The organism is Microcystis aeruginosa LEGE 91341 (genome assembly GCF_015206885.1).
In the GTDB taxonomy this organism is placed as follows: domain Bacteria; phylum Cyanobacteriota; class Cyanobacteriia; order Cyanobacteriales; family Microcystaceae; genus Microcystis; species Microcystis aeruginosa_H.
On sequence record NZ_JADEXY010000136.1, the window covers coordinates 1 to 11,469 of the forward strand.

Annotated in this window: 9 protein-coding genes and 1 pseudogene; 3 read left to right on the top strand and 7 right to left on the bottom strand. The window is 45.5% G+C overall.

Annotated features, from left to right (window positions below; all coding sequences use genetic code 11):
- Positions 1-17: 17 nt before the first annotated feature.
- Positions 18-800, bottom strand: coding sequence for a transporter substrate-binding domain-containing protein (locus IQ234_RS17175; protein WP_193957970.1), 783 nt, complete (start codon positions 798-800; stop codon positions 18-20).
- Positions 797-1,729: a diguanylate cyclase gene (locus IQ234_RS17180; RefSeq protein WP_193957971.1), complete on the bottom strand. Its 933-nt coding sequence runs from the start codon at positions 1,727-1,729 to the stop codon at positions 797-799. Before IQ234_RS17180 ends, IQ234_RS17175 begins: the two co-directional genes overlap by 4 nt.
- 215 nt (positions 1,730-1,944) lie before the next feature.
- Between IQ234_RS17180 and IQ234_RS17185 the strand changes: the two genes are divergently transcribed.
- On the top strand, positions 1,945-4,872 hold the full coding sequence (locus IQ234_RS17185; RefSeq protein ID WP_193957972.1) for a DEAD/DEAH box helicase: 2,928 nt from the start codon (positions 1,945-1,947) through the stop codon (positions 4,870-4,872).
- Between the two features lie 14 nt (positions 4,873-4,886).
- Here IQ234_RS17185 and IQ234_RS17190 read toward each other — a convergent pair whose 3' ends face one another.
- Positions 4,887-5,840 carry a tetratricopeptide repeat protein gene (locus tag IQ234_RS17190; protein ID WP_193957978.1) on the bottom strand — a complete coding sequence of 318 codons (954 nt, stop codon included), beginning with the start codon at positions 5,838-5,840 and terminating at the stop codon, positions 4,887-4,889.
- A 270-nt stretch (positions 5,841-6,110) separates the two neighbouring features.
- On the opposite strand from IQ234_RS17190, the gene IQ234_RS17195 reads away from it, so the two are divergent.
- Positions 6,111-6,620, top strand: coding sequence for a YceD family protein (locus IQ234_RS17195; RefSeq protein WP_193957973.1), 510 nt, complete (start codon positions 6,111-6,113; stop codon positions 6,618-6,620).
- A gap of 62 nt (positions 6,621-6,682) precedes the next feature.
- On the opposite strand, the gene IQ234_RS17200 is transcribed toward IQ234_RS17195, so the two are convergent.
- Together IQ234_RS17200 and IQ234_RS17205 are read right to left on the bottom strand one after the other, a co-directional pair.
- Entirely contained in the window at positions 6,683-7,645 is a 963-nt protein-coding gene (locus tag IQ234_RS17200; RefSeq protein ID WP_193957974.1) for a glycosyltransferase family 9 protein, read from the bottom strand.
- A 245-nt stretch (positions 7,646-7,890) separates the two neighbouring features.
- Positions 7,891-8,493 carry a M23 family metallopeptidase gene (locus IQ234_RS17205; RefSeq protein ID WP_193957975.1) on the bottom strand — a complete coding sequence of 201 codons (603 nt, stop codon included), beginning with the start codon at positions 8,491-8,493 and terminating at the stop codon, positions 7,891-7,893.
- Positions 8,494-8,673: 180 nt separating this feature from the next.
- Between IQ234_RS17205 and serS the strand changes: the two genes are divergently transcribed.
- Complete coding sequence (serS, locus tag IQ234_RS17210) at positions 8,674-9,957, top strand: serine--tRNA ligase (protein ID WP_193957976.1); 1,284 nt, start codon at positions 8,674-8,676, stop codon at positions 9,955-9,957.
- Between the two features lie 55 nt (positions 9,958-10,012).
- Here the strand turns inward: serS and IQ234_RS17215 are convergent, their stop codons facing one another.
- Both IQ234_RS17215 and IQ234_RS17220 read right to left on the bottom strand, forming a co-directional pair.
- Positions 10,013-11,173 (bottom strand): 2,3-diketo-5-methylthiopentyl-1-phosphate enolase, encoded by a 1,161-nt coding sequence (locus IQ234_RS17215; RefSeq protein ID WP_193957977.1) that lies wholly within the window; start codon positions 11,171-11,173, stop codon positions 10,013-10,015.
- Positions 11,174-11,360: 187 nt separating this feature from the next.
- Positions 11,361-11,469, bottom strand: a pseudogene (locus tag IQ234_RS17220) (IS5/IS1182 family transposase); the annotation flags it as partial.

An 11,469-nucleotide genomic window follows, 5' to 3' on the forward strand; every position in this document is an offset into this window, starting at 1 on the left:
CCCCACACCCCATCACCCTATCTCCCCATTTCCCGAATTCTCAGGGGTAAACCCCAATAGTTCACCCGTTCTGCTAACCAACCAGTGGATTCTAGCCGCTCGATCGCTTGATTGACGCGTTCTCGGAGACTTTGGTACTGTAAACCTTTAGGGAGAACGACTCCTAGAGCGATCGCCCCCAACTCGATCGGTAATTGACGATAATTGGGGAATTGCTGCACCCAACCAGTTAAAAGGCTATTATCAGCCGCAAAAGCGTCTATTTCCCCGGTTTCCAGTAAATTTAAAGCTTCTTGATAGGAAGCAACCCCGCGCAGGATAGCGTTAGGTAAATTGGAACGCACAAGGGCGATTGTCGTCGAGCCGTTGAGTACGGCGATTCTAGAGTTAGCTAAGTCTTCTAAACGCTGCAATTGCGGGTTTTTCGTCACAAAACCGCTGCTATCGAGGTAATAAAAGGGGCTAAAATCCACTAAGCGCTGACGTGCGGGAGTAATCGCCACACGAGCGATCGCCAAATCCACCCGATCATCAATAACCACCTGTAAACGTTCTTGATTACTAACGGGTTTGAGAATAATAGCACTATCAGAACCGAGAATTTCTGACGCTAGACGTTTAGCGATGTCGATTTCCAATCCTTGCAGATTACCCTGAGAATCAAGGAAAGCGAGGGGAGGAAGATTATTTTTGACAGCGACAATTAATTTTCCCCGGCGTATAATTGTATCGAGATCGGCACTAAAACTTGGGGCTACACCCAAGAGCAAAAAACCAAGAATCAATAACAAATTTTTCATACTGTTTTACCTAAACTAACTCGATTCCTACCTTGATTTTTAGCGGCAAACATGGCATGGTCAGCCCGCTCGATCACCGCTTCTAGATTATTATCTTCAGGGCTAAATGTTACCACACCAATACTAGCAGTAACTCGCACTTTTTGTCGATCAATTTCAATATTTAGCTCGTTAATTACTTGACAAATGCGCTGGGCTGTGGTAGCAGCATCTTGAAGATTAGTTTCTGGGAGAATAGCGACAAATTCCTCGCCCCCAAAACGCCCAAAACTATCCACTTGACGCAGACAGTTTTTAATTGCCCCAGCGACAGTAATTAAAGTTTTGTCTCCTAGTATATGCCCAAAGGTATCGTTAATATGTTTAAAATGGTCGATATCGATGACTAAAACCGAAAAATAACGATGATAACGGCGACATCGTTGAAATTCTTTTTCACCTAAGGAAAGAATCTCTCGACGATTATTCACCCCAGTTAGGCTATCAGTTATGACTAGCTTTTCTAGTTGAGAATTGATATTTTTCAGTTCTTCTTGAGTTTTTTTTAGTTCTAGATGAATTTTAACTCTGGCTAACAGTTCCCAACTATTAAAGGGTTTATTTATATAGTCCACAGCCCCAGAATTAAAAGCATTGATAATATCTTCTTTTTCCTTACTAGCCGTCACAAAAATAATCGGTATATGAGCGCACAAAGTATCACTTTTGAGTTTTCGACAAAGTTCTATTCCTTCCATATCTGGCATCATTAACTCAAGAAGAATTAGGTCAAGATTAGCAGTTTTTACTCGTTCTATTGCCTGTTTAACACTACTAGCACAAATAGTGGCATAACCAGCAGAATCAAGAATATTCACAGCCAATTGGAGATTTTTACCGACATTATCAACCACTAAAACCAGACAGTCTTCAGGACAAAATTTAATCATGATCAGTAGGTATAATTAATCAAGCTAAGGACAAAATAGAGATACAATTATTAGTGATACAGCATTTCTTATACAGATGAAGTATGATGGGATTGGGCATCGCCCCCAAGGGTTAAGCTTATCCCTAGTTTCTAGAAGTCTGCTTTTTTCGACTAGAATAAAAAAAGCCAGCCAGAATAGCCGCAATTAAAAAAATTTCTCCTCTTAGACTTGACGTGAAAGAGTCCCTCAACCCTACTTCTTTGGATCTCAAAACCATTTTTCCCTTTAAACTCGACGACTTCCAGCAATCGGCGATCGCTGCTCTCGCTGCCGGTAAATCAGTGGTTGTCTGCGCTCCCACCGGTTCCGGCAAAACCTTAATCGGAGAATACGCCATCTATCGCGCCCTCGAAAGGGGCAAACGGGTTTTCTACACCACTCCCCTGAAAGCTCTTTCTAACCAAAAATTCCGGGATTTTCAAGAAAAATTCGGTCGTACCCCCACCGATGGCGATGAGGATTCCCCGCTGCTGTTTGCGGAAGTGGGATTGATTACCGGCGATGTGGTGATCAATCCCTCAGCATTAATTGTAGTCATGACTACAGAAATTTTTCGCAATATGCTCTACCAAACCCCAATCGGTGAGGTAGGCACTTCCCTAGAAAACGTGGAAACCCTAGTTCTCGATGAATGTCACTATATCAGCGATCGAGGTCGCGGCACCGTTTGGGAAGAATCAATTATCTACTGTCCCCCTAGTATCCAATTAGTCGCCCTCTCCGCCACCATCGGCAACCCGGGAGAACTCACCGACTGGATTAACTGGGTGCGGCAACTGCGTCAACCCAGCGACAATAAACAGACCTCCAGCTGCGAGCTAATTAACTCCGATTTTCGCCCCGTCCCCCTGCGCTTTTATTTCGCCAATAAAGAGGGATTATTCCCGCTGCTCGACCCAAAACAGAGCAAAGTTAACCCGAAACTACACTCAAAAGTCGGCCACGGCAAACCCCGACGCTTAAAACGAGAAGATTGTCCCACCATCGCCTCGATTGTCACCACGCTGCGGGACAAGGATATGCTCCCAGCTATTTACGTCATTTTCAGCCGTAAAGGTTGCGATCAGGCGATTCGAGAGCTAAAAAACCTCAATCTCGTTAATCGAGAAGAAGCTAGAGCCATTTACTACCGTTTACTCATTTTCTTTCTGGAAGATAATCCCAATCTGCAAGAACTAGCCCTTTCCTTCTTTGCCGTCGAAAATCCGCCTCTACACCAGAAATTACTGGCTTTTTTCGCTAATAACCCCCAGTCTGAAGATCAACTCCTCAGCCTCTTAACCGCCGACCCCGAGACGAAAAACCAACTGTTTGAATTCCTGGCTAGTGCTTCCCAATTGGTGCGGGCCGACCAAGTGGAACCCCTCACCCGGGGCTGTGGTGTTCACCATGCCGGGATTTTACCCCTCTGGAAAGAATTAGTCGAACAACTCTTTGAAGCCGGTTTAATTAAAGTGGTTTTTGCCACCGCTACCCTCTCGGCCGGGATTAATATGCCCGCTCGCACCACCGTTATCTCGGCCCTTTCCAAACGCACCGATGATGGTCATAGTATGCTGACTCCCTCGGAATTTGTCCAGATTGCCGGCCGGGCCGGTCGCCGGGGAATGGACGCGGTGGGCCATGTGGTGACAGTACAAACGCCCTTTGAAGGGGCAAAAGAAGCGGCTTTTCTGGCCATCGCTCAACCGGAACCTCTGCAAAGCTGTTTTGCGCCCAGTTACGGCATGGTCTTAAATCTCCTGCAAAAACACAGTCTAGAGGAGACAAAAGACCTCTTAGAGCGCAGTTTCGCCGAATATCTCGCTCGTTTGAAGTTAAGCCCCGAACGACAACAGATTACCGCCTTAACCACCGAATTAGCTAAGTTGGATATGGAATTAGCTGGGATCGAACGGGAGCAGGTCTTTAGTTACGAAAAGCTCCGGGAAAGATTGCGGGAAGAAGAAAGACTGTATAAAATCCTCGCTAGTCAGTCGGAGGCCCAGAAAAGACAGGAAATACATCTAAAATTGCCGAATATTCCCGTCGGAACTATCCTCCATCTCAAGGGCAAACATATTAAGGTTCCCGTCCCCGTCCCCGCTATCTTTGTCAATACCCTGCACGGAGCCGGTCAAGTGCGGACCCTTGTTTGTTTAGGCAGTGATAATCGCTGGTATTTAGCCGCCTATGCCGATATTAGCGAGATTGATCGAGGTTTTCTCACTCCTGCGGCATTAGGCGAACTGATACCCCCTTCCCTAGAAGCTGTTTCCCTAGGGGGTTGGCGCAAGGGTGAGGAAAATACTCAGGCGATCGCCGATTTGATCCCCCAACAAGTGCAGGGCATCCCACCAGTGGCGGAACTGGCAACACAATCACAAAAAATTGAAATTGTCAATAGTCAAATTGCCGCCCATCCCCTGCAAAAACGCAAAAATCCGGGGCGATTGATGAAACTGTACTACGATCGAGAAATTGCTCGCGATAAGTTACACAAGACCCAGATTAAATACCAAAAACAACAATCGCGTAAATCCTACTACTGGGAAGAATTTCTGAATCTAATCGAGATTTTGCGGGAATTCCAAGCATTAGAGGGTTATTTGCCCACTCCCCTCGGAGAAGCGGCGGCCACTATTCGCGGGGAAAATGAACTCTGGTTAGGATTAGCAATGATGTCCGGAGATTTGGACCGATTGACTCCTAGCCAACTAGCCGCCGCCATCAGCGCTATGATTACGGAACCCCCTCGCCCCGATACTTGGTGCAATTACCCGCCTGTGCCAGAAGTTATCGATATTTTGCGACAAGGAGAGGAAAATTCCCCGGGTTTGCGAGAAGTTCGCCGTTTACTCTATCAAGCTCAATCTCGCTACGATATCACTATTCCTGTCTGGTTAGAAACCCAACTGATGGGGATTGCCTCCCGTTGGGCCCAGGGGACATCCTGGCCAGAATTGTGCGAAAACACTAGCCTCGATGAGGGAGATCTAGTGCGATTATTACGGCGCACCGTCGATGTTCTCTGGCAAATTCCCCAAATTCCCCGGGTTTCCCAAGTTCTTAAAGATAATGCCCGTCTCGCCGTCACAGCCATGAAGCGTTTTCCTTTGTAATATTGATCGCTCTTTTAAACAATGGGAGATGGTAGGGAAAGTAACTGTTGGTGGATTTGCTCGATTAGGGCGAGGATTTGCTGATAATTGTGGTGCAATCCCTGATGATAGAGGTGATTTGCTCCTTGATTTAAATCCGCTAAAGCTGATTGATAATAACCCAATTGATGCCGCAGTAATCCCCTTCTAATATAAGCATCGGCATAAAAAGGATCGATGGCAATCGCTCGATTTAAATCGGCTATTGATCGGTCGTATTCACCTAATTGGTGAGCGGTACAAGCTAGATTATAGTAGGCTGAGGCGTTGTTTTTATTTAACCGGAGAGCTTGATTAAAATCCGCCTTGGCTGAGGTAAAATTGTGGAGGGCTAAATGAGATAAACCTCGATCATTATAAATAGTGGCTAAAGTGTCGGGTTGCTGGTTAGTAATTTGACGCAAGGATTGATTAAAATCCGCTAGGGCAAGGGGATAATTTTTCATGGCCGACTGAACCAAACCCCGATTATAGTAGGCTTGATAATAGGTGGGTTTTAACTGGATAGTCTGGTTATAATCGGTCAGAGCCTGTGAATAATCTCCCAAACGATAAAAAGCTAAACCCCGATGAAAATAGGCTAGATAATTATCGGATTGCTGTTGTAAAGAGCGCGTGCAGTCCTGCCAAGCGTGCAGATAATCCTGTAAATAAATCTCAGTTAAACAGCGATTACTGTAGGCTAGGGCCAAGTTATTTTCCTGTTCCAGCGACTGATTGAAATCCTGCAAAGCTTGCTGATAATTACCCGCCTCTAGTTGTTCAATTCCTGATCGCAGCCAGTAGGATAAATGTACTGATTGAGCCGCTTTTCCCGGCCGAGGCAATCCCCCCAGCACAAGCGAGCAGAGCAGTGCAACCATAACCAATCCACCGAGGCGAGGAAGAAAATTTTTCAAAACCGTTGACATAGGAGTATCTTTGTGTATATACTCCCAATTCTGAGGAAACTTTCCCGATCAATCAACAGACAGCCTGTCAAATACAGGAGTCAGGAGTCAGGAGACAGGAGACTCCGAGACAGGAGACAGGAGATTATTTTTATTTATTCTCCCCACTTCATAATTCATAATTCATAATTCATAATTCCCACACTCGGGGCTGCGATAAACTAAGAAAAGAAAGATTGTCACTGAGCAATTATGATGGCGTTACTCGCTAACGCAGTTGACACCCGATAAATGATACAGGAGTTATCTATGGAAACTATTTTTATCCCCCACCTCCTCAAATCTCCTGATCGACAAAGAGTCATCATCATCGATAATTTTATCCCCGGTCTAGAAACCTTGACACCGGTGCGGGGAACCTTGCTGGTTAGACATGGGGGCAATTTTTTGGAAGTATCGGTGAAAGCAGAAACCATCGTCACTTTAACCTGCGATCGCTGTTTACAACAATATAATCATCGTCTGCAATTAAACACTTCCGAATTAATCTGGCTAGACAAAAATAAAGACTACGATCACTCCTATCCTCTAGAGCGAGAAATAGCCTACGAAGACCTCTCGGAAACCCTCGATCCTAACGGGGATTTTGACCCGCAAATGTGGTTATACGAGCAGTTATGTCTAACTTTACCCCCCCGTCAACTCTGCGGAGCCAATTGTCAACCCCCCGATTTTCTTCTTCCAGAAAAGACTGCCATCGATGGTCGTTGGGCCTCCCTAGAATCCTTGAAAAGTCAGTTATCTCAATCGCAAAATTGAGCTTTGATGCTGATTTTTTTTCGGGTTTCGATCCCAGAGAAAAGCGATCAAAACCCGATTTTTTACCGGCCCCAAATCTTTTTCAGGACAGTTTCCGGGGTAATATCGGCGACTTTTCCCGTATTAGCCTCAATATATCGATGCAGCTCTCCCCCACTCGGTAAAACTCTCTTAGACAACGAAGGAACCAGCAGAGAGAGGGTATAGGTTCCCACGGCCACGGCTAACTGTAAAGGGACACTTTCGGTAGCTAATAATAAATTAGCACCGGCGATCATAGCCGCCATTTTACCGATATCGGCCGTTCTGGACACTTTTAAGTTATTATCCATGGCTTTGAGGGCTAAAACCCAAGCTTCATCTAGTTCTCCCTGGATCGCGACAATTGGCAAATCCGGTTGTTGATGGCGAATGCCTTGGATAATTTCTAGCCAACTCTCTAGGGGATAAACCGTTTCCAGTCCTTGGCTGATGCTGAGATCGCTACCGCCGGCGTAGAGGAGAATATAGCCGCTATCCTTAATGTTGAGGCGTTGCTGCTCCATTTGGGCCCAATCGATATCATCCCGATTCAAGGTTATTTTTAAAGGTGGACAGGGTGCGGCAATCTTTAACCCTTTGACCAGTGCGTGATAATTATCCGCTAGATAGCCTTCCGTTGGCTGGGGTACTTGTTGCGATAAAAACCAGCTGCCATTATTTTCATAGCCTATACGGTTAAGAACACCATTTAACCAGAGTAAAAGGTTGATAGCAGGACGATTGGTGAGACTAATGGCGATTTCGTACTCCCGGTCCCGAATTACTCCCAAAATATTTAAATAATCCGCTAATCCGTACTGATCTCGATAGTCAAATAAAAGCACTTCCCTAACCTGGGGACAGAGACGATAGGCAGCCTTTGCTCTAGGTTCGACCAAAACATCGATGCTGCTTTGGGGGTAAGTTTGCTGGAGGGTTTCTAGAGTGGGAAAAAACAGCAGTTGATTGCTAATTCCTCCCGGTACAAGGGTTAATATTCGCATTTTATCTGGATATACCTGAATCGATCAGCTTAATTTTAGCAGTGTCCCTCGTTATTCATTGAACCTCTTGTGAAAATCACAAATTGTCCTGAGAGTTAGGAGTCAGTAGCCAGTAGCCAGTAGTCAGAATTGTGGGCTTTATTGATATAATACTTGTCTATGGTCTTTTTTCCTGCTTGGAGTCTCCTCTCGACCGCCTCGAAGTTTCCTCACTAAGGGAAGATTTTTGATTTTTGCAGGAGATATTAACTATTACCCGAAGGATTAGAGCCGTACATAGCATTTAAAACCAAAGCGGGGTCAACGTATTGATTGCCGTACATCAGTCCCCAGTGCAGGTGTGGTCCGGTAGTGCGTCCGGTCATTCCCACTCTAGCCATGCGGGCCCCTGCCGGTATATCCTGACCGAGAGTAAGGACGATTCCCCCTGACCTATCAATCAAAAAAGTACCACGGCTATCGGATTGAACCGAACCCATGAGATGACAATAAATATGCGTCCATTGACCGGATTGCATCTTAATCATGGTCCCACAGCCTGTATTATCGGATAATTCGACGATTCTGCCAGTCCACCAATTACGAATATAACTGCCCAAGGGTGCGGCCATATCTAACCCGGCATGAAATTGTTGACTGCCATCCATGGGAGAGAAACGATAACCGAAACCGGAGGTATAGGTTTGAAAGTTTTCCACGGGGAAGGAAGCACCGGCCCAAGCATTTTGAGCTATGAGGGTGGGATTAGCTTTAACGGGGTGTAAACGGTCAAATCCTAGACAGATTAACGTGACAAGACAGCTAATCGCTAAAAAACGCAGGAATTTAACAGGCAGATACTTTAGCATGAGACTTACTCCAAACACCACAATTAAATATACCGCTAATTTTACCGGTGGCTTTTAACCGATATTTTAGTTAAGTTTTGAGTTATTATTGAGCATTGGTTAGGGATTGACAACATTTCCCCTCAGACTGCCAATTCCCCGACTCCCCTACTTAATTTTTACCTTTTACTGACTCGTACCATGTTAGACCTAAAGCAAATTAGAGAAAATCCAGAGGAAGTACAGAAACGCTTAGATAGTCGGGGAGGGAGTTATGATATTGCCCCTATTCTCCAGTTAAATCAACAACAGAAGGCTTTAGAGTTAGAACGCAGCAGTTTACAGTCCCGGGGTAACGAAATCGGTAAACTGGTGGGACAAAAAGTGAGAAGTGGCAGCGATGTCAACAGTCCCGAAATCTTGGCAATGAAAACAGAAGGAAACGAGATTAAAAGTAAACTAGCTCAATTAGAACCGCAGGAAAAAGAGATTAAAGCGGCCATTGACCAAAAAATTTTAGATTTACCCAATTTACCTAGTGAAACCACTCCCATCGGTAAGGATGAACGGGAAAATGTGGAAGTTAGACGCTGGGGAGAAGAATATAAACCCACCAACCCGAATATTTTGCCTCACTGGGAAATTGGGGAAAAATTGGGCATTTTAGACTTTGAACGGGCAGTAAAAATCGCCCAGAGTCGTTTTGTTAATCTTATCGCCCTCGGGGCAGCCCTAGAAAGAGCTTTAATTAATTTTATGCTCGATCGCCATATTGTCGCCGGTTATACAGAAGTTTTACCGCCAATTTTGATTAATAGTGACTCCCTGCGCGGGACGGGACAACTGCCAAAATTCGCGGAAGAAAGCTTTAAATGTCGAGATGACGAGCTTTGGTTAGCACCAACGGCAGAAGTACCCGTAACTAACCTTTATCGCGATGAAATCCTCTCATCGGAGCAATTACCGATCAAACACTGTGCCTATACCCCTTGTTTTCGTCGGGAAGCGGGCAGCTATGGCAAGGATACGAGGGGCCTGATCCGTTTACATCAATTTAATAAGGTGGAAATGGTCAAAATCGTCCATCCTGACGCTTCTGCTCAGGAACATGAAAGTTTACTCGCTAATGCGGAGGGAATCCTGCAAGCTTTACAGTTGCCCTATCGGGTGATTGAATTGTGTAGCGGTGACTTGGGTTTTTCGGCTGCTAAATGTTATGACTTAGAAGTGTGGCTACCTTCGGCTAATACCTATCGGGAAATTTCCAGTTGTTCTAATTTTAGAGACTTCCAGGCACGACGGGCAAATATTCGCTTTAAAGAAAAAGGGCAAAAAGGCACTAATTTTGTCCACACTCTCAACGGTTCGGGATTAGCGATCGGTCGTACTATGGCCGCTGTCCTAGAAAATTATCAACAGGCAGACGGGACGGTAAAAGTGCCAGAAGTGCTGCAACCCTATCTAAAACGGGAAGTTATTTGTTAAATTTTCTAAAAATGCTTGACAAAATGTCTTTATAGTGCATTGGAAAAAGTTGCTCTTAACCCCACTCTAGAATTGCCTGTTTTAAGGCTCCTTCGGGCAAATTGGCGGGATCGAAAGACTCACCCGCTTCTATTCTCTCTAAAGCTTCAAAAAAAGCCCTCACACCACTGGCTGGTCCCCATGGGTGATCCATAATTCCAGTTCCCGCATTGAGGATAACATTACGTCCGTAATCCCCAAGTACCTGGGGAACAATACCGGGACGAATGCCGGCCGAGGGAACCGGAAAAACGTTTCTATCGCGCAAAATATCGCGAATTTTGCCTTCCTCCTGGGGATCGAAGGGTAAACTACCATAAGCGGCGGGATATAGCACTGCATCGGCTCCCGCGTGGGCCATCATCGTCCCCAAAACCACAGAATAGGCTAATCCCGTATCGCTACCGGCACACATCGCTCCAGCAAAGGCAGGATGGGCGAAAATAGGAACATCGATCGCTGGATCACTAGCTAAAGCTTCTAAAACGGAAAACCCGTAGGTAAGAACGTTTAATAACAGAGCATTAGCCCCATGTTTCACTAATAAACGGGCTTTTCTCTGCAATTCGTCCGCTTTTCCAGTGACATTGACCGCATAGAGAACATTTCTACCGGTTTGCTGCCGCACTTCCTCCAAAACCCGGCGACAACAATCTAGGCGCTCGTGGGTGGGAGCCACGGGAAGATCCGCCATGATTTCATCGTCTTTAATCACGTCTAAGCCAGCAAAAGCCACTTCTCGCAGGATATCGGCGTGATCTTGCGCCGATAGTCCTAAAGCGGGTTTAAAAATTGCCATGACTAGAGGTCGATCATAAACCCCCAAACGTTGCCTAATTCCGGTGATTCCCACCTTGGCTTTCGTGCCGTAGCTTTCGGGGAGGTACACCCCCACCACTTTTCCGGCTCCAGCCATGGAATATTTGCCGAAAATCATGGTTAAAAGACTGGCGATGTCATTTTCAACGTTTATCTGGGGAAAACGCACCCTAGCCACCTTATAACCGTCTGCTTCCTCCCTGATCCCCACCACTTCCGCTAGATGTTGTTGTAGCTGCTCTTGACGATGACTGTGGCGATCGCTCCAAGTGCCGGCGGTTTGACCGATAGCGATCGTTTTTGCCTGTTTTTCGGCATTAATAGCGGGCGGAAAGCGATAATCGACAATAATGGTCATAAAAGGTAGAAAAAGGGAGTGGGAATTATAAATTATAAATTATAAATTATGAATTATGAATTGGGGAAGTGGGGAGCCTTTTTCAGTGTTGCCAAAGGCACGGCGTAGCCGTCCAGTAAACAGTAAACAGTAATCAATGAACTGAAAACTCATACTAAATCCGTTGAGTAGACCTCCTGCAAAAGTCTTATTCAGCTACTTGATGATAGCCTAAAGCAAGTTCATAGTTGTAAATGCCAGCGATTAAATTAAATCTCAGACCAAAACGCCGTCTCCGATTCCTATATCTTGATGAT